Here is a 23,693-nt window from a genome sequence, read left to right as displayed (position 1 = left end):
TCCTGCCAGATACCCTCCGTTCGCTCTCTCTCCTGACACCAACAAAGCACCATAGACCCACATGCCCCGGTGTGGACCCTCCACTTCTACCTTATCGCTAATGATACTCTATCTCATGTATTCGGTTTACCAAGGAATCGCCCCGGAGGTCCCATCCTGCGTTGGCACCTACCGTCCGTGTAATCAGCAGCCAGAGTGCGCCAATTGAGCGAGTTTCGCCACCGCAGGGGTAGGTCGAGTTGCGGGTGACGGCGACACGCAGGTTGTCATCACCTGGTGGTAAACTAGCTCCCTCACCCTCGCGCCGCCATCAGCCGTCGCCACGCGCCCCGCCCGCGGACCAGCGCTGCCACCAACACAAACAGCGCCGTCGCCACGAGCACGATGGCGCCTCCCGAGGGGACACTCGCGTAGTAGCTGAGATAGAACCCCACCAGCGCTGCCAATGTCCCAAAGAGCACTGCAAGGATCATCATCGCTGGCAGCCGCCGCGCCACCAATGCAGCCGTTGCCGCGGGCGTCACCAGCATCGCCAGCACCAGGACCACCCCCACCGCCTGCACGGAAACCACGACCGTCACCGAGAGCAAGAGCAGTAAGAGCAGCTGCAGTGCCCCCACTGGAAGCCCCGCTGCCTCGGCCACCACAGGGTCGAAGTGCGCAAAGAGGAGCTCTTTGTAGAGCGCCACCATTGTTCCCACAACAAGCAGCCCTGCCAGGGCAATCGCCCAGAGATCACGTGAGCGCACCGCCAGAATATCGCCAAAAACGTAGCTAAAGAGATCAACCGTGTATGTCCGGATGCCGATCGCCATCAGCACCACACCCAGGGCAAAGACCCCACTAAACACGATGCCGATCGCCGTATCCGTGCTCAAGCCCACCCGGCGTGTTACCCAGCCAATCCCTAGCCCCGCCGCGATCGCCGCCGCCAACGCACCGACGTAGAAACTGAATCCGGCGAGAAAGGCCACCACGATCCCGGTAAAGGCGACATGCGCAAGCGCATCCCCAATAAACGCCAACCCCTTAAGCACGACGTAGCTCCCAACCATCGCGCAGATCGCCCCCACCAGGACAGCAGCGACAAGCGCCCGGAGGAGAAAGCCATACCGCAACGGTTCGAGAAGCAATTCAACAGCTCCGTTCATCCCCATCCTCGCCCTCAACCACAATAACCCGGTCACCGTACCGCAGCAGCAAAAGGTGCGACTGGAAAGTACGGTGGAGCAGTGCCTCGGTGAACACCTCCTGCGGGGGACCATAGGCAATCACTTCGCGGTTCAGGAGCAGCACCCGGTCGAACCGTTGCGCGACACACGAGAGATCATGCGTGGCAACCAGCGCCGTCTTCCCTTGCCGGCAGAGGCGCTCGAGAAGCTCAAAGACAAAGTGCTGCGTCGGTGCATCGACCCCACTCACCGGTTCATCGAGCAGAAATAACTCTGGCTCCTGCGCAAGCGCACGCGCCAAAAAGACCCTCTGTCGCTGACCCCCGGAAAGCTCAGCGATGAGCCGATCCCGCTGGTCAACCAATCCCACCTGCTCCAGCGCCCAGAGCGCCAGCTCCCGATCAGCCTTGCCCGGGCGCCGGAACAGCCCCAGCCGCGGATAGCGTCCCATCAGTGCGACGTCGAACACCGTGACGGGAAAGTCCCAGTCGATTGTCTCCCGCTGCGGGATGTAGGCGATGTCGGGGTTCGGCCGTGCCGGCTGTCCCTCAACCAAGACGCTCCCTTCCCAGGGAGGGAGAAGCCCGAGGAGCGCACGGAAGAGCGTTGACTTCCCACTGCCATTCGGTCCAAGAACCCCAACCAGTGCGCCGCGCTCGACCGTGAAACGCACGTTCCGAAGCACTGGCTCACGGCGCCGGTAACCCGTCGTTAGCTCTTCAACCTGGATCACCGGCATCGTCGTCGCTCGCGCCGCTCGCTCAACCGCGACCGCTCCGCTGCGCATTACCCACGCAACCCCTCGACCACATTGGTCACGTTCTGCCGCATCATCGCAAGGTAGTCCATTCCGGCCGGCGCTGCATCACTATAGAGTTCCAATACCCGCACCCCCGCTTCCTGTGCGATCGTCTGCGCGAGTTTCGGATTAAACTGCGGTTCGACGAAGATCGCTGGTACCCCCTCGGCCCGAATCCGCGCCACCAGTTGCGCAACCTCCTGTGGTGAGGGCTCACGGCCCGGACTCAGCACGACAACACCGACGAGCTCGAGCCCATAGTGTGCCGCAAAGTACGGGAAGGCATTATGGAAGGTCACCAACTTTCGTCGCTCGGGCGGAATCGTTGCAATCTGCTCCTTTGCCCAGGTATCAAAGTTCCGGATCTCGTCAATGTAGCGTGCGGCGTTGGCCCGATAAAGCTCGGCATGGGCTGGATCAGCCTCCACAAGCCCTGCCGTGATGCGATCGATATAGATCACCGCAAAGTCGGGATCAAGCCAAAAGTGCGGATTAATGCCATGCTCCTCGTCATGCTCCGGCTCAGGTGTCCCCAGCACGCGCTCTTCCTCAACAGCCACGCCCTCCGGCGGCTTTAGGCCCTCAGAAAGGACGATGACCTTCGCCTTGCTCCTAACTGCCTCCAGTTGGCGTTCCATCCACGGATCGAGTTCGCCGCCGTTGTACACCACCACCTGCGCCTCGGCAAGCGTGGCAACATCTCGCGGTGTCGGCTGGTAAGTATGCGGGTCAGCTCCTCCCGGCATCACCGCGCTCACCTCGACGAGCTCCCCGCCCACCGCCTTGACCATACTGGCAAGGATCGGCAGACTCGCCACCACAACCAAGCGGCTCGCTGCCACTCCCGTCACAGTCTCTCCACCGACCGGCGGTTGCACCGTTGGCTGTGAAGCCCGCCCACAAGCTGTCATGACGAGCCCGACCAGCACGACGATCGTCACGAGCCATCGCCGCATCGTCCCCTCCCTGTTGGCTGTATGATACGCCGTCTCACTCATCAGTGACGCGACTGCCACACCGACTGCACGCTCCTTATGATACTCAGTATCAACTAATCAGGCAACGGAATCGCGTGGAGACACTGCGTTTCCTACTGCCCCGAGGACCACTAGAGGCGACTGCAAATCGCTGAGTTATGGCCGTCGACTCACCTGCACGCCCCTCTTCATCCTTACCCTGTTGGATTCCTGCCCCGTCCACCCACCTCGACCCGCCACGCCGACTGGCCCACAAGAACGCACGAGCGCCCGCATGCGACAGCGTCCCAGAGGGCACTTACAGGTCCTTCCAGGCAAATGGATCGACGCAGCATCCCGCTTTCTCCGGGGAGTACCCCCGTGGCGCGATTCATCTTTTTGCGCATCGCTGTTCTCAGCAGGGGAACAAGCTCAGCGGCTCACCGCCATCGTCTCTCCTTGACACGTCTGGCAGAGACCGCTCAGTTCCAGCCAGTGATCGAGGATTCGGAAACGCGTCTGATCAGCAATGGAGGCGAGGATCGGCTCCAAGTTGCACCCAGAGAATTCGGCGACCCGGCCACAGCGGATACAGACAACATGATGGCGGTGCCCATCACTCGACACAACATACCGGTGTGTTCCGGATGGATGATGCACCCGCTCGACGACGCCCAGCTCAGCCAGAAGGTCAAGCGTACGAAACACCGTTGCCCGGCCGATCGTCTGCTGCACGCGGCGCAGCGCTCGGAAGACGTCCTCGGCCGAGAACGGTTCGCACTGTTCCAAAACGAACTCCACAATCACGCGTCGCGGCCCGGTCACCCGACAGCCACGTTCGTGCATCGCCTCGAGAATCGCCTCTACCGTTCGCATGACCGACCTCACCGGCTTCAGTATACCTGTCCCCTCGACCATGTCCTCGCGTTGCTCGTGTCAACGAGCGGCACGCGGTTCACTGTGCTTACTGCTCGCCACGTGTCCCGACACGAGCAACAAGAAACATATTGCCGCTCCGCGCTGCCCGTTATTGTACGCCGCTCCTGCCGGTACGGCATATCGACTATCTCTCCGGCGCTACGAACGCAGTCCGGACTCTCCTTCTCTCAGCGTTCTGAAATCGAAATCAAAGCGTCCCCTTTATCAGCCCTCGCTCCCCCACCATCGATATCGTTGTCTTCTTCCGAATCGGACACGTACGAAGGAGGCATGGTCAGGCACGGGCGCGTAGCTGGGCGAGCAAATTCGCCCTCGCAGTTTCCCAACAAGCGAGCTCCTCCAGAATGGAAAACCGTCGGTCCGCGGGTAGGCAGATAAAGAATGACTGGGTGTTTGTTGCCCAACTTCTCTCGTGTATCGTTTCTAACCAAAACACCGGTGACTAGCGAAAGCTGTTAATTGTTTCTCACCCCAGTCTCTTCCCCCTGGCGCACGAAACTCGGGTAATCGCCACCTCCACAGGGTCAGCACCGGCCAGATCACCTATTCGCACGGACCCAGGGCAGATCGTCACCCCCTTCCCGGTCGGCAGCAAGCCCGCTATCCTCGAGAGCGGACGGATAGCGGACAAGGGGGCGCGCCATGCATATCGAACTCGGGCGGCCAGTGATGAGTCGCGACGGCAAACGGATCGGCACAGTGGACCAGCTGGTGCTCGACCCCAATTCCCTTGAGGTGCAAGCGATCATCGTGCACCGCGGCTGGCTCCTCAGCGAAGACCGGATCGTCGACCGCGCGCTGATCGACGCAGTTGCACCAGACGGAACGGTGTGGCTTACCCTCGATGTCGAACGAACCGGAGAACTCCCGCTTTTTGTTGAGGCCGAGTTCGTGCGCCTCACGGCGGAAGAAGCCGCCAGCCTCCCCTATGTCTGGCCCAGTGGGGGCGGGTTTGGCCCGATCCCGCTGTTGTGGGGCACCCCGGCTCGCGAACCCGTCGTTCCCGACCTCGGTGCTGCGCCCTACGAGCCTGGCGGCGGCACTCTGCCGAGCTCGGTTCCCCCAATCACTCCACCTGTTGAGGTCGAGAGTAATCTTCCTCAAGAGGCTGTTCGCATCGACCGCGGAACTGCTGTCATCGCCAGTGACGGCGAACGGCTTGGCAAGGTCGAGCATGTGCACCTCAACGAGGATGGCGAAATCGTGAGCCTCGCCGTTGACCCGGGACTCTTTGGAGGTGAGCACCTGCATATCCCAGCCCAATGGATCGCCGAGATCACCGAGGACGCGGTCCGCCTCTCTGTGGACGCGGTCACGGCCCGTCGTAGGAAGCGATGAGTTCTCTCCGGATCCTGAATGCCCCGTTCAGCTAGACAGACTGGGAGATACCCAGCGGCGCAGGGCTCACCAGTGCTCAAGGACCCTGTTGAGATACTCGTACACGAGTCCTCGCCGCAGGTCGCTATGCAGCGACTGATTGCGGTATGTTCGGAGACACGCGTAGCAGCTTCCGTCGGGCCCGCATCCGCAGCTTCCATTGAGGCGGTCACGTGCCTGTTCCAGAACACTGCGCAGGACCGTCGCCTTCTCTAGCCGTGCCACGACACCGCCACCAGCCGGAACGTCGTCAAACAGGACAATTGCAGGGCAACTATCACCATAAACCGGCGTCCCACCTACCTCTGTATGAGGAATTTCCAGCACAAGGCTCACACCTGCAACAATGGCCGCAACTAACCCATGACTTAAGGCGAAGACGTCGCGACCAGGTACCGGAAGCAGAAAATCGAGGCGCACGACATCCGTCACAAAGGAGTGGCCCAAGGCAACGCGCATTGGTTGTCCGCCACATGGCCGGCCGTTACGCCCGCTATGTTCGTGCCTTCTGGCCTGATTACCCTCTAACCACGTCCCGCACTCTAGACAAATGAGGAACCCACGGCCTCGTTCCCCTTTCGTCAGGACAACCACTGTACGTCGCGTTACTGCTGAAACGCGGAGGCAGGGTGGCCGTCCATACTCAGAAAACGACGGTAAAGGATCCCGTTCATGCCCCTGGTCTACAAAGTACAAGGTTGCCAAAGATACACGTGGACGGAAAGATGAACGCTTTTGCCATTTCTCGCCTCTCGGTACAAAGAAACCAAAGAGCGGCTGCACATATTCTCCTACCTCTCCTCGACAGCCACACGGTAAGGACAATTCCAAATTCGGCCCACTGTACTCGGCTTCAACATAACTACCATGCCAAAAACAGGCTCGATACTGCCGCCTGGGCAGAGCACGACTCGCCACTACCTTCAGGCCGCCAGAACGCCATTCGTACTTGTTTGCGATCACGGTTTGCCCAGGCGCGTATTCCGCGATGGCAAGCCTCAAGTCACGGGTCAGCTCAACCTCCTTCGAACTGTCGGGCACCATCAACTCGACCACGTCAACGGGAAAACCATACTTCGGAATAACAGCTTTCCGAGATAAGAAAGACAAGACATCTTCTCGCGCTATCGTCTCAGCACGACGCCTTGCCCAATCGGCGTCAGAATATCGGCGAGCGTTACGCGACACCTCTTCAAAGCTGAGAACAGCAAGGTAATCTTCGCCTACTTCAGCGAGTGCTCGGGCCAGTACTCCATCGCTACTTACAATCTTATTGAGCCAATCTTCTCTAATTGCCTCTGTCTCACCCAAAACCGCAGCAATCTCTTCTTCCAAGATGCTGCGATGTTTTTGAATAAATTCTTTCAATATCTGCAGCAGTGCCGGCTGCTTCCAATCGCCCCCGATTAACTGCTCGACATCGCCGAACCGGGTAGGGTAGCACCGGAAATACCAGGAAAAGACCAATGCCGTCACGTGTCGCTCGATGACCCGATCACTCCAGGCACGAGGCACCATGGTCTGCGCATGACCGTTGAGCAACCGCTGCGGATTCATAAAGTGATATAGATCATGAGGACGGTTCCGACAGTAGGTTACGACAAGACCCGCTCGCTGTCGGCGCCCCACGCGCCCAGCACGCTGCGCATAGTTAAATGGCTCTGGAGGCACATTGCGCATAAAGACAACATCGATACTGCCAAGGTCTACTCCTAGCTCAAATGTCGTTGAACAACTAAGAACATGAAGATTGCCCTTACTAAATCTCGTCTGGTACTCATAGGCTTTCATATTCGTGAGTTGCGCCGTATGCTCTTCAACCAGAAATCTCTGCAAGCTACCTGTATTGCGATAGACTTCGCGATAGAACTGACCACCACTGAAGGGGTCCGGCACCGGTTCCAGGACCCCAGGGCAACGATACCTAGGACAAGCACAGCCCTGTTGCACACTTATTCGGCCGCAGCAAGTGCATTGCAGCGCCGTCTGCCCCTCCCGAAATGGGATCAACCGCAACCAACGCGGATTAAGCTGGAACCCCTTCCCAGAATGCGGAACCAATAACCGATCCTGCTCTGGGAGCCCTTGTTCCGACCGTAAGAGCCACTCCCAAACTCGCCGTAGACATTCCCGTGCCTGAGACCGCAACTCTGCTTCATCACAGTTGTTGTTCTGACTCTTGAAGACGCGAACCAAATAATCGACGCGCCGGTTCAATGTCCTTCCCTCGACACCGTCCCAACTGACCACTGTACTATCCGAAGCAGGTGCTCCAATTTTTACATATTTTAGTTGTGATCTCTCCATGTCGAAGCAAACTCGTTCAAGCGCCACAGCCTGAACTGGTACAAGCGTTAACAGCAGGACCTCAACGACATCACCGACTCGCGCAGATGGAGGAAGTCGGTTCCCGAAAATCTCTGGCGGGATCTCCTGTAGCCCCGGCCAAGCGAGTCGCCAGTAGCCAAGTCCCGCCGAAGTGATTGATCGGCTGTCTTCAGTCGCAGTGAGCTCCCGAATCACCGCCACCCAAGCAGCTCGCCGGACTTCACCCGGGGACGCAGCAGCCGAGTCGCGAAAGATTTGCGGCGCAACCACCAAGAGTCTCCGGTGAAGATCATCCAGCGAAAACCCGTCTCGACACTCCTCCTCCGATGCGTGTTCGAGCGCAGCGACAATAGCACGACGCTCTGCCAGATCTCTGGCCCAGACATCAAGACGCACGGCAAAGTAGGCCGCATCCTGCCGCCCATCAGCGAAGGCCAACAATTTCTGTCGGTCTGGTGGCAGCATCTCCAGAAGACTCGTCGTAATTACAGCCTGCGGCCATTCCGGCCCATACACGATTTCCCTAACGGGATCTGTACCCCTCGAGCCACAGACCACGCAATACCGTAGCTCCCCCTTTTCATAGTCGTGCGCCTCACGCTCATATCGAACAGAAATCATGCGTTCGGATTCTACACAACAAGAACTACTCACAGAGACAAGACGGCCGCAAACAGGACAAAGGCGATGTGTCGCCTCCTCACTCCTTTCCACAGGCAGCAAGTAATCTATACGGAAATCTATACTCGAGTAGTCTCGATTAGCTATCCCAAAATAATCCCCTTTTACCTGCCCCACAAGATAATGTTGTCCGCACTCCCGACAAAGCGCGATCTCAAAAACCTTCCCCGTTTCATCGTTTTCGTTTGACAACACAATTTTCGTGCTCGGCGAAAACCGGATATATGCACCGTCGAGCCCACGCACGAAAATGTGAAATCGCAGACGAGCGAACGGCGCATCTCCCAATTTACTCAGCAGATCAAGCAACGAAAGCAGCCGCTCATTCCGCTGTTCCATCTCTTCGTCGGGGAATACGTTCCCTGCTATCTCATCAAGAGGCCGCGGCCCATCTCGCAAAACCTCCTCGAGGCGGGTCACCCGTTCCCGTAGTTCTGACTCCACCGTCGGTGGAAGGGAATCAACTAATCGTCCCCGCTCACCAACAATGACATCCTCTAAAGAAAAAGACTCACCGAAGAGTCGATTCGCGAAATCAGCCGCCCGACTTCGGGCATCGTCGCCAGCGAAAAGCGTCGCGCTGGTCGCAATACAACGGAAGTTCCCGTCGCTGCCGCCTTGTCGCAAACGTTCTTTAAGTCTCCTGAGTAGCAGCCCGAGTTCCTGACCCCGAATCCCAGAATAGGTATGTGCTTCGTCCACGACCAAAAAGCGCCAAGACCGCCCGGCACCGTTATCAAAAAATGGACTATCATTTGGGCGGATCAGTAGATACTCGAGCATTGAGTAGTTCGTGATCAAAATGTGCGGTGGCGCGCTGCGCATCTCTTCTCGGTAAATCAGTTCGCCATGCATCACTCGACCATCTTCGCAAATCGTGTGCGCTCCCCGCCACTCTTCCCACTCGGCTGCTCCCCTTTTCGTATCCTTCCAATTTTCCGGGGTATTGCCTGTATATTGCCCAAAGGTAAAGTGGAAGGGCGAGTCCTGCTCCTTCAGCACCCGCGCGATCTCTGCTAGGCGTGCACGTTGATCAAAGGCGAGTGCGTTCATTGGGTAGAGAATAAGCGCACGCACTCCAGGCCCAAGCTTCCCCTGCAACCATTCCTGGTAAAGGTATAACAGTATAGGAAGCAGAAATGCTTCAGTCTTCCCACTACCAGTACCTGTTGCTACAACGACATTCCTTCCCAACCAACTTCTCCGTAGTGCCTCTTCCTGGTGTTGATAGAGCGGACGATCGCCATGCATCGCATTCAGGAACGCATCTAGCGGCTCCTCCCGCAGGAGCTCACGAAGGATCTCACGGGGAGTGCCTCCTGGGCGGTAACGCGGTACAAGTTCGAGATACGGTTCCCGTACAAGTTCCAGTCTACCTAGTGCCTCAGTGAACGAATCGCGAAGCAGCGGCTCACGAAACCAAAACTCTGTCAAAAGGAAATTCCGATACACCGCTCGAAGCCGTTCACTCACGAGTATCAGTGACTCATTCATTCGGCACTCCTTCAAGAATATTCGAGCAGTTCCGGTGCATGATGCCTCTGCAGATGCTCCTTTTGCTCCTCCAGAGAAACAACCACGCCACACCGACACTGCCATTTCTGTCCTATCAACGCGCGGATCATCTCTCTCGGCTGATCACGCGTGAGCACACGAAAGCTTTCCGTCACAGGCCCATCCCGAAATCGCCGACGAGCCTCACGGCATTCCTTTCTCTGATGCAGACCGACAAGTGTATTCGCATTGTCACAACCATCCTCTGCAAACCCCATACCACAGTACATGCACTGACAAACACGCTCAGGAAGCTTCTTGCCTTGTCTCAACCAATACTCTTCAGGATCTATCTCACTAAAGAACTCATTGCTGTGCTCTCTGTGAATGTGATGCCACAATAACTTCTCATCAGCAGCACCATATCCACACCGCCGACATGTGGCACGAATCTCAATGGTTGCAATATGAAGCGATACCGAAGCGATACGCAAGAGGAGATCATATTCTCCCGCCCTCTCTGGAACAAGATGTCCTAAGTCGCGTAAAGGTATCTTCATGAATGGTTTTTTACCAACTCGCAATGAAGTGTTCTGCAACTTCTCCCGTTTCTCTACTATCTCGAGTACGGCTGCCCTTTCTCTTGACACTGATGGCGGAATCCACAGCCAAAGAATCTTCGATGAAGTTGCCTGGAAATCCCGACGTGAAAGTCCTGTCGGGCGACTGCCCCAACGCTCGCCCGGCGGCACCTGACCAAAATCGTCTTCGACCACCCAAAAGAACCGCTCCAGGTTAACGCCGACAGGCAGTGTCGCACCAGTGGGCGCAATCACCCTCCACTGGAGAAGATCCCACTGCGCCGGGTCGCGTTGTCGTTGCGTCGGATCCACGATGAAACTCGACCCGCGACTCCCACCTTCGGGGCATATTTCGAGCTGATCCGGTTCAACATGATATTCATCCGCGAGGATGAACTGCACTCTGACCAGATTGTCCTCGAGCAGTTCCCGCCGAACTTCGTGCAGACCTACAATCAATCGAAAGTCATCGCTTCCAAGGAGTTGATCCTCTGCGTCATAACAGCGAACACTAAACCTTCCGACTTCAAGGTCTATCATCTCTTCCCGAATGGCGGGTGGAATCTCCACCTCGTTCCCTTCGACAGAAAAGCTCCTCGTCCACACACGCCCAGCACGTCGCTCCTCAAGACGAAGCACTAGTTTGGTGACAGTGGTTTGCCCATCCCATCGAATCCGTGGGGGCGAGCGAAGAGCCCGATACCGGTGGTCAACACCTTTTATCCACTCCCCCTCAAACTGTATGGTCACACGATCAGAACCATGCAGAAGGTGTAGCCTATTCCAGATACTAGAAGGAATCTGTCCCGGGTCCCAGAGTACTACATACGCAATCCAATCCTCTAAATCCACTACTTCCGAAGTGAACGCTTTTTGCATTTCAGCTAGAGAGTGTGCAGGGGCAATGATCAGGTAGTGACGTCCTCTAACAGGCGCTCGAAGTGTGAACGTTCCTTCCGTCAAATCGTGCAGCTGGAAGAGCAGAAGCGAGTTCGGTGCGAGCGAGTAGAGCTCCTCCTGCCCCGAGGGGAACCGCACGAGTACATCATCCAGCACACGAATCGGATAGAAAGTGTCAACGACACGCTCCGGATTTAGCCGGTTTCCACCCTGCCAGAATTCGATGCCCTCCTGGAGAGACTCCAAACCAAGAATCCACCGCATACCCTCAAGTCGGCATTTGAGCACAAAAGGCTCACTCAACGACGTATTCCGTGAATGGTAAACCCTTTTTGGGGTCCTGGCCTTCACGACTTCCTGATGATGACGGCCACCTCGACGCTCCGGAGCTCTTCTGCGAACATTCGGTGCATGATGGCCACCAATAACCCGCTCGGCACCACCTGGACTCGTTCCCTCTTCCTCCTCAGATGCAGGAGGCAGTGCCTCTCTACTCCTTGACCCAGCTGATAACCCCGCGCTCAAATCTCCGCTCGCCCCGTCATCCGATCTTTCCTCCGCCTCCACCGGCTGCTCCTCGGTATTTTCCGCCGCGTACCGTATCTGAGAAATGCTGTTACGTGGAGCGACATCTTCATTCGTGACCACTAGAGGAAATACCGTGCTGTTACCATAAGAAGTAGTATCTCCAATGTGAACGAGTCTCTGATGGTGGTCTAAATGAGAATCCTCTACTCTTAACTCTTTGGCATTAACTGTTGCCATTTCCATGTGAGAGCTCTTATCCCTGAGGAGTGACTGAGCTGGTTTCGCAGCAGCGTGCTCGGGTTCCGGCAACGTTCTATTCCTCCCCTCGCCAGCCCCGACCTGGCGTTCACGCCGCCGATACTCGCGTGCCCAAAGGGCTATCATCACAATCAGAGCTAACAATCCCAAAACGGCATAGGGCAGCGCCAGCCCAGGCTTTTCCCGCCGCACCAGGTTCCCCCACAGATTTCTGTGCCGCCTCTTACCTGATCAGATGCAGGACGATTCTACCACATAGGTGCTACATGAAGGACAAGAGAACCGGTGCAGACGGGTTTCCAGGCCCTCCGGAAGTTACCGATTTCTACTCCTCATTTGTCGAGAATAACTCTTTCTTGCGTCCAGCACCTCATCCCCACCTCGCTGGCAGCCACTAGTGATGCGCTGCCAACAAGCCATCGCGTAGCTTCACAATCTCTTCCGGATCCAGCTCCGCCGCAGTATGGGGATCCATGAGCGCCGCGTCGTACCTATGCTCCGGCCGTCCTGTCAGTGCCGCCTTCCCCTTCAGTTGCTGCCTGTTAATCTTTGTCTGCATGATTGCCACCAGCTGAGGCGACCCGACCCGGACTGGCTGCACCTCATTCCCACCAACCAGGCACAGCACCTCGATACAACAGTCGTCGGGAAGATTCTCGATCAACCCCTTGTTCATGACATTCCTCGAGACCACCCGCCGCTGCCCCATCTTCCACGTATGCAGAATCATTGCCGCATATTCACCGAGTGTAGTGGACGACCTATCTTTTTCTCCTCGTCCCCGCTGGCGAAGCCAGTCCGCATGACGCCCGCATCTCAGCGCCTGCAGCCGACCCAACTCCTTCTCCCGACGAGCTTCTTCATAGCGTTTCAGTGCTGCCACATCCGGATCGAGCAGCGCAACGCGCATCTGTGCCCATTCCGCCATCTGTGCCTTGCCCACCGCGGATAGTCGTCCAGGAGAATGCCAAACTACTCGATCAGGTCCGACCGATCGCACTTGATGAACCACGGCACATAATCCGCAAAGTGCTCACTGGATTCAATTCCAAAGTAACCGAGGAACTCCAACACCGCAAACCGCACCCGGCCGTAGACTGGATCGCGGCCTTCGCGCACCAGCTCTCGTAACACTGGTTAGAGATCACCCCGCCGGCACTTGAGCTGCACGTAAAACGCAACGAGATTGATTCCCGTACACAGATAATTCATCTCGCTCGGCTCCAGCCTCAGAATCCAGTCCCAGCAGCGCCAAGTACGCCGTCGTCCCCTGCACACTCTAGGGAAAAGATCAACGATGCGGATCCGACTCGCCAGGCTCACTGTGGTTCAAAAGCAGCGCGGCCGGACACAGCTTCTCCATCTCCCCACAATCTCCAGAGAGACGGGCACCGTGCGCAAGCCGCGCAGAATCCCACCGATCCCTACCGTGTCCCTCATCGTCGACCGTAGCCTATAGGGCTTGGGAATCTCGAAGTCCACAGTAGCGGCTGGTCGATACCCACGTGGAGGGGCGTTCGTACCGAATCAGCCCTATCGACTGCCCGCTGTCGGTCAGTCGCTGCTGAAATCCTCAATCCTCGCTCGCGCTCCGAACCGTCCACCAACCGAAAGGCGACGCGTTCCGTGTCAAGGAGCCGCGCTTCATCAATGTCCACCGGGTGCGGCTGTAATCCCACTGAAATCCCGGGAACAGAAACGAATCCCCGAGAAGTGCCCGCGCGCAGACCGCACTTCCCGCACGAATGATTGCAAGCTTCAGCATATCATTAGATAACGGCATGCTCTCAGCAAACTATCTCTTGTTAACCATCCTCAGACAGTCTTTAGCTCGCCTCCCGTGTTGTCCACAACGAAAGGCAGTGCACAGCTCATCCCCGAAACACGTGCGGTCAAGTAACCCCTTTTCCACGACGATTCTTCACAGAATCCCTAAGAACCACCAGAAGAGCACACCACACATGATCCTGTTACCCCTCGGGACCACAGCCAGTTCGTGGATCCCCTGCAGGCAGATATTGCCAAAATCCTCGACATTCCTGACTGCTATCTTCTGCCAACTCCACGGGCACTCTTCCTTCTCACGCTGCACGACCCCATTCGGGCAGCCTCGCCACCGGCATCGCCCGCACTACGCGTGCGACACCGTAGCCGCGGAGCCTGCAACCCTTGTCCGTCATAGCAACCGCTGCTGTGACCGACAGATCTACCCTCGCCTCCCACCCGGCAACGGAATTGGCTCAGTCAACGCAGCTCCCCGAAAAACGCATCCGCTCGGACACAGAAGGACTCACCAGCATCAATAGAGCAAACGCGTGCTGCACAGCACCACCTGCACAACTGACCAATAGGTTTCACTGCGACGGGAAACTGCGTCAGCCACAAAAAGCGGGAAACATAGCGTCAGAGTCAGGTCTGCCCCCATGTCACCCCGGGAGCACAAAATCCCGTGCCCGACATTCTCGTAGTGGTGAGCATCAATCTGGAGGACGCTATTCGGTCGACCTTCGCAGGATGAGACACGGAGCTAACCGGCAGTTTTGGGATCTACGTCACAACCGCGGCATCGTGGAAGATCCCGTTCATTGTCACTGCACCATTCGAGCCAGTCGATACTTGACCGTTTTACCCCGAGAGCTACACAGCTATGACTATGACCCGTATCTCCGCAATACTCAGAGTTTTCGTCCTAATCTCAGACCAGGCCGTGAACTGTTTCCTGTGGTCGCATGGAACACCAGAGTGATCTTTTCACCTCGGGAACCGCACAGCATGCAGTACATCCGTCAACTGCCGACTTCACCCAGCAGGTCGGGCCAAGCACTTCCATAGCCCACTTCCAAACGCCGCACCTCGGTTCCCTTCTCAAAGTCCCATCGTGGCACCTGAGAAGGTTGCGCAGGGGCCGTGGAACTCAATGCGGAATACGCACGGGCCGGTAATCACGAAAGAGTTCCTCACCCCCAATACTCCCCACCTCGTCCAGTCCTCGCTCCTCCCAGAACGCCCACGCCATGGGCAACTCCCACGGCATCCTGACCAGCCCGGCGCAGACCCTACCCCTGCCACTCAGGCAACGTCGACTTCGCCAACGTGGTATCAAACTCCTCATACGCAAAGTAGCCGAGGAGCTCGTACAGCTCCGCCCGCGTCTGCATCTCGCCTATCAGGCTCCGCGTCGTCCCCTCCGCGGCCAAGGTCCGGTACAACCGCTCCATCGCCTTGGCAGCCACCCGCAATGCTGAAACCGGGAACAGCGCAATCCGGTACCCCCACGCGCCCACCTCTGCCGCCGAAAAGGCTGGTGTCTTCCCAAATTCCGTTAAGTTCGCGAGCAGCGTCACACCAGGCAGCGCCGCGGCCACCGCCCGAAACGCCTCCTCACTCGGCAGCGCCTCCGGGAAAATCGCATCGGCACCAGCCGCAAGATATCGCCGTGCCCGCGCCACGACCCCCTCAATCCCCTCCCGCTCATACGCATCGGTCCGCGCAATGACATACAGGTCCGGTGCCACCTGTTTGATCGCCCGCACTTTTTGCTCGAGCTCCTCCGGAGGTGCCAGCAGCTTCGCTGAAAGGTGTCCACACTTCTTCGGCTGCTGCTGGTCCTCAATCTGCACACCCGCGACCCGCGCCTCAGCCAGCTCCCGCGCAGCACGGGCCGCATTGAGCACACCCCCATACCCCGTGTCGATATCCACGATCAGCGGGAGCTCGCTGACCCGCACAATCTCTCGCGCCCGCTCAACCACCTCCTCCAGACCAACAATTCCCAGATCGGGGAGCCCTCGACTCGCCGTGTATGCCGCCCCCGAGAGATACACGGCCCGGAAACCCGCGGCCCGCGCCAGCAGCGCCGAAAGTCCATCCCACACCCCAGGGAGCACCACCAGCCCAGCAGCCACGCACGCACGGAATGTCTGCGCCTGCTCCGCCTGAGACCGCGGTTGCGCGGTGAGCCAACTCATCGTTTTACCCCCGGTGCAGCACGTCCATGAAGCGGTCAATCGCCCAATCTGGCAGAGTCGGATCATCCAGGAGCAGAGCCTCAAGCCTCTCGGCACGTCGCTCCGGATAGACCAGCCGCAGCGCCCGGGCAAGCTTCTGGCGCAGAAGCGGCAATCCCTCCGCCCGACGCCGCGGATGCCCCATCGGATACTCGACCACCACCCGCTCCGTTTGGCTCCCGTCGCGGAATTTCACCTGTACCGCATTGGCGATCGACCGCTTTTCCGGATCCAAGTAGTCGCGACTGAACTCCGGGCGCTCCACCACGCGCATCTTGGCAATGAGTGCCGGAATGCGCGGATCGGAGGCCACCGGTTCCAAATAGTGCTCATAGCGCAATTCGCCATACAGCAGCGCGACGGCCGTCATATACTGCAGCGAGTGGTCGCGATCTGCCGGATTCGCAAAGGGACCCGGCTTATCGATAATCCGCTTCGCTGACTCCTGAGTCTCAAGAACGATTTCCTCAATCTCCTCCCACCGTTCACGCACCTCGGGGTGGAGTCGCAGTGCTGCCTCGACGGCCGTTTGCCCGTGGAACTCCGCCGGGAAAGCGATCTTAAACAGCACGTGTTCCATCACGTAGCTCCCCAACGGCCGTGCTAAGACAACCGGCTGCCCACGCAGCACCACGTCCTGGAATCCCCACTGCGGCGCACTGAGTGCCGTCGGATATCCAGGCTCTCCACGCAGCGCCAACCACGCCAGACGTACCGCCCGACTCGTTGCGTCAGCTGCCGCCCATGACTTGCGCGGCCCGGTGTTGGGGAAATGCCGGTACGTGCGCAAGGCCGGCCCATCGATCCAGGCGTTCGACACCGCGCTGAGTACCTCGTCGAACCCACCGCCCCACAGCGCAGCCGCCACTGCCGCTGACGCCACCTTGACAAACTGCACATGGTCGAACCCAACGCGATTCAGGCTGTTCTCGAGCGCAAGAACGCCCTGAATCTCATAGGCCTTGATCGCTGCCGTCAGGACGTCACGGACCCGATACGGCTCCTCGCCACGTGCCCGCCGCTGCCGGCTGACAAAGTCAGCCACGGCAAGAATCGCGCCAAAATTATCCGAAGGGTGCCCCCACTCCTTGGCCAGCCAGGTGTCGTTGTAGTCCAGCCAGCGGATGAGCGCACTGATGGCAAACGCCCCTTGGACTGGATCCAGGACCAGATCAGTTCCCGGAACCTTCACTCCCTGTGGCACCTGCATACCCGCTACAACAGGGCCGATGAGTTCGGTACAGTCCGGGTGCGTCAATGCCTCACAAGCGCAGGCCAGCGAATCCGCCAGAGCGAGCCGCGCCGTCTCGTAAGCCTTCTCGCTCGTAATCTCTGTCTCCACGACATAGCGCACCAGCTCCACCAGAACCGCATCCGGCGCTGGACGCACGCCGTTACCTCCTTGGCCCACGCTCGCCCCTCCTCTTCACATAGTCCCACTACTCACCGTCATGGCTTGAGTCCACGCGGCCCGGTGTAGAGCACCCGGGGCCGGAAGAGACGATTATGCGCATGCTGCTCGATCACATGCGCGACCAGCCCTGCGGTCCGTGCGGCGAAGAAGATCGGTGTATAGAGATCAATCGGGATACCGAGTACCCAGTACACTGGGGCAGCGTAGTAATCAAGGTTCGGGAACAGCCCCTTCTCACTCCGCATCACATCTTCACCACGCTGGCACATCCGGAGTAACTTCTCCCCTTCCGGATCACCCCGCTCGGCAACCAGTTGGGCCAATGTCTCTTTCAGCAGCTGCGCCCGCGGATCCATCCGCCGCATATAGACCCGGTGCCCAAAGCCCATGATCCGTTCCTTGCGGGCCAGCTTGGCACGAATCAACCGCTCCAGACCCTCCTCATCGCCCGCTTCCAATAACATCTCCATCACCGCTTCGTTCGCCCCACCGTGCAACGGCCCCTTGAGTGAAGCAACCGCCCCAGTCAGTGCCCCATACAGGTCAGCGAGCGTCGACGCAATAACCCGCGCCGCAAACGTTGAGTTGGGGAGCTCATGCTCGCTATACGCAATCAGCGTCTGATCAAACGCCCGCACCTCAGCCGCACTTGGCTCGCGACCAGTGATCATCCAGAGGAAGTTCTCCGGATAGGAGCGCCGCTGGTCGGGCAGCAGTGGCTCCTTCCCCTCAGCCACTCGAATCAGGTTCGCCACAATCGTCGCTGACTGCGCAATGACGCGTAACCCGCTGGCACGGTCCTGTTCCGGATCAGCCGAGTTCGCCGCCTGATCCCAGCCGCCAAGCGCAGAAATCGCCGTCCGCAACCGATCCATAGCGTCCATCTGCCGCGGGAGAAGACGGAGCATTTGCCAGAGTTCCGCTGGAACGTCAGCAGCAGCCAGCAACTGATGCTCGAGCTCAGCTCGTCCCCTCTCGTCCGGCAGGGCACCCTGCACCAAAAGACCAACCACATCAACGTACGTGCGCTGACGAGCCAGGTCCAGGAGGTTGTAGCCGCGAACGACGATTTCCTCGTGATCGACATCTAGATAGGAGATACTGGTTTCAGTGGCAATGATCCCCTCGAGCCCAGGGCGGTACTCTATCGCACCCATCGTGTGTCTCCCTTACGTGCCTCATACCTTTCCTTTGCCCCCATTCTAACGCCGCTCGTACACGCGAACAGCATCGTCACGCGCCGTCTCGCCTCAAGACAACCCCTGCCATGCCGTCTATTCCGGCTGGTCACTTCTGGACGGCCCCACAGACTGATCCCATACGGTCAAGCACAACCACCAATGAGCGGTTGCAGAACCCGACGGCACGGCTCGTGTCAAGAGACGTTCCGCGGCTACGCAACACGAAAAACAAGGCTCCAACACAAACCGCACTGCCGTTTCTACATAACAGCACCCAGCCCGCCACCTGGAGACGCGGACTTCCTACCCCGTTGGCCTGCGACCTCGCATGGCGTGATACACCGACTGAGCCCGGTCGGGGTCCCCTACCCTTTGGCAACCGAAATTCCCGACCGCAGGCGTCAGCCGTCCCTATGTAGCACTGCTGTGGACTCCTTCGCGTGATGGAGGGAAAACACTCCCAAACGCCCACCGCGGCAATCTGCTGCATTCAACAGGAACACTGATCCAGGTCCAGTAGGCCAGGAGGGTCACCCCCTTGGCAATCTCCTGTCTTCGGCAAGGACCACTGCCCGGATTCGGGAGCAAGCCAGTTCGCTCATTCATCGCAGTTTTAGGGGAAAATCCATAGCCGAGAGGAAGAGCGCCTCACACGACCCAGCGGGTACGAGCCTGCTCCCACCCTTCGGTACGCACCGTCTGGAGGTCCGCCTCCACAATCAAGACACCCGCACGGAGCGCTTGTTCGCGCGCCTCCGCGGCGACTGCTGCCCCGAGCACGACTGGGATCACCTTCAACCCTGCACCCTGCATCAGTCGCGCCCACTGCCAGGCCCGCTCAACATCCCGATCATCGATGACGTACGAAACTTCGACGACGATCCAGACTCGGCCTTCTTCGTCACCATTCAGTCGCCCGCGCCCGATGAGGTCGGCATCCAGCAAGCGGTCGAACGCATCTCGTCCCACCACCTGCACCAGGTCACGGTCCCATTGTCCGGGCGGTCGCACGCGCAATCCTCGCATCAGCCGCCCAAGCCAGGAACTAAGTCGCTGCTCAGCCCGAAGTTCAAGAACCATCCCCAATGTCCGATCACCGCGTTCCGCCACTTTGTCCAATCGGTCAGCCAGAATCTGGACCGTTCTCGTCAGCGCCTGTACCTGCTGGGTCAGCTCCCGGAGCTGCCGTGTGTGCTCGGTGACCGTTTCCCGCAGCTCATGAATCTGCCGACTATGCTCCGCAACCGTCTCCCGCAGTTCCCGTATCTGCTCCGTGTGCGCCGCAACAATCTCCCGCAACTCCTGAATCTGCCGACTGTGCTCCGCAACCGTCGCCCGCAGTTCCCGTATCTGGCGCGAGTTATCGCGCACTGCCTCGATGAGGGCACCGAGTTGGGCCCCCCGCTCATCGTCTTGACGCGCTCGCTCCACCAAGAACTGTTCCAGCCGAGACAGGCGCTCAGGCACAGTCAACAACTCTTCTGTCAGCAGCAAGCGCCGGAGCTGTCCCCGCCACTCCGGGTGGAGTTCCAAAAGACGTAGCAGATCCTCAAAATCCTCGATCGTGAAAGGCATTCCGGCCCCTCCGCACTCAAGAATACCATTGATACTCATCTGCTGAAGCACTCAGCCGTCCCTTCAGCCTTCGTCCCTGCCCCGAATACCCCCGGGCAAGTTCCCAAATCTGTTTCGCCCCGCAACGCGCTACCGTGCAGCGCCCACATTCCAACCGAGGAACCGCACCTCTCTGGGTTCCGAGTTTCTCTGCATCGCGTGCTTCGCCCCACGGCAACACGTTCCACCAGTCCACGGCAGTTGCTTTCTGGTCGGCTCGCACTGCAAGCCCATGTGGAACGATTACCTGACCGGAGCATACCCGAGAGCATAAAGTATGCGTCCGAAGAACCAACAAGAAGAGTGAAGACACAAACCAGCAACCACAAGATGTTGCTCTCTCCCTCAACACGATCGCCGCCACTGCTCGCGCCAGTCGTTGCTCCACCGTCCGCAGGAAACCCGCACTTCCGCTCCATTTCGGAGGATCGTTTGGCGAATCGGTTTCCTCGGCACACCTGGGGGTCAACCAGAGTTGCTCACTCCCCGTGGCTTCGACTCCTCGTGCTCAGTACAGTAGTGCCTTTCGGCCCCCATCTTCTCGACCCCCAGTGAGTCCACGGACCGTTTGGGCGACGGCTTGATCTTTTCTGGGTCGCTGCAGCTGGCTATGTCCCCTTCTGGAGCTCCCTGGCAGGACCTCACCCGTGCCAGTTTCGTCCTCGTCATCGCCTTTCTGGCGACCGATGCCCTGGTGGGCATGTGGCTCACACCAGCGCCCGTAACCATCGGTCTCTCGATCACCGCGGTAGGGCCCTCACATGCTCAGAGGCCCGTACGGCATCACACTCCGAAGAGGTCGTCGCGGTGGCGGTACACTCGTCGCCAACAGACCTGGGTTTTGGCGGAGTTCAGAGTATGACGCCCAGCGGACTCATCCCTCTACCCACTTGCTTGCGTTGTAAGGCCACACCCGCTGTGCTTCCCCTGAGTTCTGAGGTCGTCTTCACCAACCATCGCACGCGTCTCGCACAGGCTCAAGAAACCTTTCCCACAGACTGGGCAAGGTTGGAGGAGACCGGCTCCATCATGGTTTGCAGGATGTTCACCGACCGCAAACCCCGCGCCGATGTCCCGCTGACCACCTTTGGCCGTCTTGCCATGACCGACCATTGCACCGCCTCGGAATGGATCTTCTCCGGCCAGTGGCTCCCCCAGAACCTCTACCACGCGCACAGGGTGACGGAGACCAATGGCCATCAGGACACGACCGATACCAGAGGAGGGAGCGCATGAGTGTCATCATCGAGGTCAGCGAACTCCGCAAGACCTATGGCTCAGTTGTCGCCGTCGACAACGTGAGTTTCACAGTCGAGGAAGGTGAAATCTTCGGTATTGTCGGTCCCAACGGTGCCGGCAAAACTACCACCATCGAGTGCCTGGAGGGACTCCGTCGGCCCGATGCCGGCACCGTTCGCGTCTTCGGTCTGGACCCCTGGCGGCAGCGCCGCCGCCTCGCGGCTGACATCGGTGTCCAGCTGCAGGAGAGCGCACTTCCCGACCGGCTCCGAGTGGGCGAGGCTATCTCTCTTTTTGCCGCCCTCTATCCCAATTCCCTCGATCCATACCAGCTCCTGGCGCAGCTTGGACTGATCGACCAGGTACACACCCCCTTCGCGGCCCTTAGCGGCGGTCAAAAGCAGCGCCTTTTTCTCGCCCTCGCCCTCGTCCATGATCCGCGTCTCCTCTTCCTTGATGAGCTCACCACTGGGCTCGATCCCCACGCTCGTCGCACTGTCTGGGATCTCATTCGCTTTGTCCGCGCCCGTGGCAAGACTATCCTCCTCAGCACCCACCTTATGGAAGAGGCCGAGGAACTCTGTGACCGCATCGCCGTCGTCCACCAGGGGCGAATTGTCGCCCTTGATACTCCATCGCGCCTCATCGCCCGCGTCGTCGGTGGCCTGCGCATCGCCCTGCGTATCCCGGACGGCACTCCCTTGCCACCGCTCGGCCAGCTTCCTGGCGTTCGCAGTGTCGAGATCCTCGATCAAACACTCCTCGTCCGCGCCGACGACGATCGGGTCGTCGCTGCTGTCGTCCAAGCCCTCGTCCAACACGGCATCCCATTGCGGGAACTTCGGGTTTCGAGCGGTCGACTGGAAGATGCCTACCTTGTCCTCACTGGGTCCGCACTGTCACGACCGGAACAGTGAGTCATGCGTAGCCTGGTTTGCCTCACCTGGCGAGAATTCCTACTGCAGCTCCGTGAGCTATTCGCCGCCTTCTTTACCCTTGTTTTCCCACCGTTGCTCGTTTTGATTTGCGGGAGCATCTTCGACGACGGTGCGCCTCCTCAATCCAGCCGTCTCGGCACCATCGATCTTTCCACTCCCAGCTACATCACGCTGATCACCACCACGCTCGCCCTGTCCAATTCGCCTATCACTATCGCTGCCTACTGAGCACGCGGCGCCCTCCGTCGCCTCACGGTCACGCCGGTATCCTCAGGAGCTGTCCTCAGTACCACGCGTCGCCTTCGGCCCCTGGTCAGCGTGGACATCCTCACGCTCCTCCTTCTCGCAAAACTTTTTGATGGTCTCTGCTTCCCCGGCTCCTTCCTCAGCAGTGCACTGGTCGCCCTACTCCTCGCCTCCCTTCCCTTTTCCGCCCTCGGCTTCGCCATCACTGCGCTTGTCCCGACCGCGCGCACCGCGCTGGTCATCGCACTGGTCGTGAGCTATTTCACCTTGTTCCTCACTGGTACGATGCGGCCACGTGAACTCCTGCCCGCTCGCCTTGGTGACCCCCCTGTAAAGCTGCCTCCTAGCCTCTTGGTCACCCTGTTTCGCGACGCCTGAATCGCGCAGCCCTGATAGCACACTGAGCGAAAGACGCTGCTCGCCCTGGCCCTCTGGTCCTCGCTCGCGGGTGCCATCGCAGCCAGGCACTTCCGCTCGCAGCGGGGTAACCCGGGGCACCTCCCGCGTGAATGGTCAGCCGCGGTGAGGGCAATCATCCTCGCCCGACTCCGAAAGGTACGTCCTCCGACAGCCTGACCCCGCGCCACCGCTCTGGCGTCGGAGTTCTCGCAACTCACCGAGAATTAGCCACCTGAGCACTGCGAAGAGCGGCCGAGTCCGCACGCGAGCCACCTATCATCCCCCGGTGAGCGAGACCGACGGCCATGGACAGCCGCGAGAACAATGACTCTTGCAGCATTTGCGCCATCGCTTGTGACCTTTCCTCCCCACACGAAGAGGTCCCAGATACGCACCCCCACGAGCGACCACAGCACTCCAGATGTCCGAAGTACCGCGCCCCTGCCTATCCTGACGCGCCGAACACTCCAGAGCGCCAGCTCTTGTGACAGCAGTTCCGCACCAACCCCGCGCCACGGGCGAATCAACACTCGGGCTACAATGTGATCCCCGCCAACTCACCGGTACCGAGGGCCGCTGTGACCTCCGCGGGTGACAGCCTCTCGACCCTCCACTCCAATAGCTGCTTTCATCTGGAATGCC

16 protein-coding genes and 1 pseudogene are annotated in these 23,693 nt (G+C 59.0%); 4 read left to right on the top strand and 13 right to left on the bottom strand.

Going from position 1 to position 23,693, the window contains the following annotated elements; genetic code table 11:
- Positions 1-293 precede the first annotated feature (293 nt).
- The 4 genes from NET03_RS07720 to NET03_RS07705 form a co-directional block, all read right to left on the bottom strand.
- Entirely contained in the window at positions 294-1,151 is an 858-nt protein-coding gene (locus tag NET03_RS07720; RefSeq protein WP_252128333.1) for a metal ABC transporter permease, read from the bottom strand.
- On the bottom strand, positions 1,135-1,959 hold the full coding sequence (locus NET03_RS07715) for a metal ABC transporter ATP-binding protein (RefSeq protein ID WP_252128332.1): 825 nt from the start codon (positions 1,957-1,959) through the stop codon (positions 1,135-1,137). The genes NET03_RS07720 and NET03_RS07715 overlap by 17 nt, the downstream gene beginning before the upstream one ends.
- The gene (locus NET03_RS07710; RefSeq protein WP_252128331.1) at positions 1,959-2,927 is read right to left on the bottom strand and encodes a metal ABC transporter substrate-binding protein; all 969 of its coding nucleotides are present in this window, start codon (positions 2,925-2,927) and stop codon (positions 1,959-1,961) included. Before NET03_RS07710 ends, NET03_RS07715 begins: the two co-directional genes overlap by 1 nt.
- Positions 2,928-3,359: 432 nt before the next feature.
- Positions 3,360-3,803, bottom strand: coding sequence for a Fur family transcriptional regulator (locus NET03_RS07705; RefSeq protein ID WP_252128330.1), 444 nt, complete (start codon positions 3,801-3,803; stop codon positions 3,360-3,362).
- A gap of 705 nt (positions 3,804-4,508) precedes the next feature.
- Between NET03_RS07705 and NET03_RS07700 the strand changes: the two genes are divergently transcribed.
- On the top strand, positions 4,509-5,204 hold the full coding sequence (locus NET03_RS07700) for a PRC-barrel domain-containing protein (RefSeq protein WP_252128329.1): 696 nt from the start codon (positions 4,509-4,511) through the stop codon (positions 5,202-5,204).
- Positions 5,205-5,270: 66 nt separating this feature from the next.
- Here NET03_RS07700 and NET03_RS07695 read toward each other — a convergent pair whose 3' ends face one another.
- The 9 genes and pseudogenes from NET03_RS07695 to NET03_RS07660 form a co-directional block, all read right to left on the bottom strand.
- Entirely contained in the window at positions 5,271-9,746 is a 4,476-nt protein-coding gene (locus NET03_RS07695; protein ID WP_252128328.1) for a DEAD/DEAH box helicase, read from the bottom strand.
- A gap of 11 nt (positions 9,747-9,757) precedes the next feature.
- A complete protein-coding gene (locus NET03_RS07690; RefSeq protein ID WP_252128327.1) occupies positions 9,758-12,205 on the bottom strand; it encodes a hypothetical protein in 2,448 nt (815 codons plus the stop codon).
- A 202-nt stretch (positions 12,206-12,407) separates the two neighbouring features.
- A complete protein-coding gene (locus NET03_RS07685) occupies positions 12,408-12,956 on the bottom strand; it encodes a family 4 glycosyl hydrolase (RefSeq protein WP_252128326.1) in 549 nt (182 codons plus the stop codon).
- A 29-nt stretch (positions 12,957-12,985) separates the two neighbouring features.
- Positions 12,986-13,147: a hypothetical protein gene (locus NET03_RS07680; RefSeq protein WP_252128325.1), complete on the bottom strand. Its 162-nt coding sequence runs from the start codon at positions 13,145-13,147 to the stop codon at positions 12,986-12,988.
- Positions 13,148-13,342: 195 nt separating this feature from the next.
- A pseudogene (locus NET03_RS13815) lies at positions 13,343-13,507 on the bottom strand (family 4 glycosyl hydrolase); the annotation flags it as partial.
- A 1,562-nt stretch (positions 13,508-15,069) separates the two neighbouring features.
- Complete coding sequence (gene prpB, locus NET03_RS07675) at positions 15,070-15,981, bottom strand: methylisocitrate lyase (protein WP_252128324.1); 912 nt, start codon at positions 15,979-15,981, stop codon at positions 15,070-15,072.
- A 4-nt stretch (positions 15,982-15,985) separates the two neighbouring features.
- Positions 15,986-17,410: a bifunctional 2-methylcitrate dehydratase/aconitate hydratase gene (locus NET03_RS07670; protein WP_252128323.1), complete on the bottom strand. Its 1,425-nt coding sequence runs from the start codon at positions 17,408-17,410 to the stop codon at positions 15,986-15,988.
- Between the two features lie 59 nt (positions 17,411-17,469).
- The gene (gene mmgD, locus NET03_RS07665) at positions 17,470-18,591 is read right to left on the bottom strand and encodes a citrate synthase (protein ID WP_252128322.1); all 1,122 of its coding nucleotides are present in this window, start codon (positions 18,589-18,591) and stop codon (positions 17,470-17,472) included.
- A 672-nt stretch (positions 18,592-19,263) separates the two neighbouring features.
- A complete protein-coding gene (locus NET03_RS07660; protein ID WP_252128321.1) occupies positions 19,264-20,190 on the bottom strand; it encodes a hypothetical protein in 927 nt (308 codons plus the stop codon).
- A gap of 1,271 nt (positions 20,191-21,461) precedes the next feature.
- Here NET03_RS07660 and NET03_RS07655 point away from each other — a divergent pair.
- The 3 genes from NET03_RS07655 (at position 21,462) to NET03_RS07645 (ending at position 23,030) form a co-directional block, all read left to right on the top strand.
- Positions 21,462-22,385, top strand: coding sequence for an ABC transporter ATP-binding protein (locus NET03_RS07655; protein ID WP_252128320.1), 924 nt, complete (start codon positions 21,462-21,464; stop codon positions 22,383-22,385).
- Between the two features lie 3 nt (positions 22,386-22,388).
- Positions 22,389-22,634 carry a hypothetical protein gene (locus NET03_RS07650; RefSeq protein WP_252128319.1) on the top strand — a complete coding sequence of 82 codons (246 nt, stop codon included), beginning with the start codon at positions 22,389-22,391 and terminating at the stop codon, positions 22,632-22,634.
- 90 nt (positions 22,635-22,724) lie between these two features.
- On the top strand, positions 22,725-23,030 hold the full coding sequence (locus NET03_RS07645) for an ABC transporter permease (protein WP_252128318.1): 306 nt from the start codon (positions 22,725-22,727) through the stop codon (positions 23,028-23,030).
- Positions 23,031-23,693 lie beyond the last annotated feature (663 nt).

The organism is Thermomicrobium sp. CFH 73360 (assembly GCF_023806465.1).
GTDB lineage: Bacteria > Chloroflexota > Chloroflexia > Thermomicrobiales > Thermomicrobiaceae > Thermomicrobium.
The sequence above is the reverse complement of the archived record's forward strand: the minus strand, read 5'-3'. Positions and strand labels throughout refer to the sequence as shown.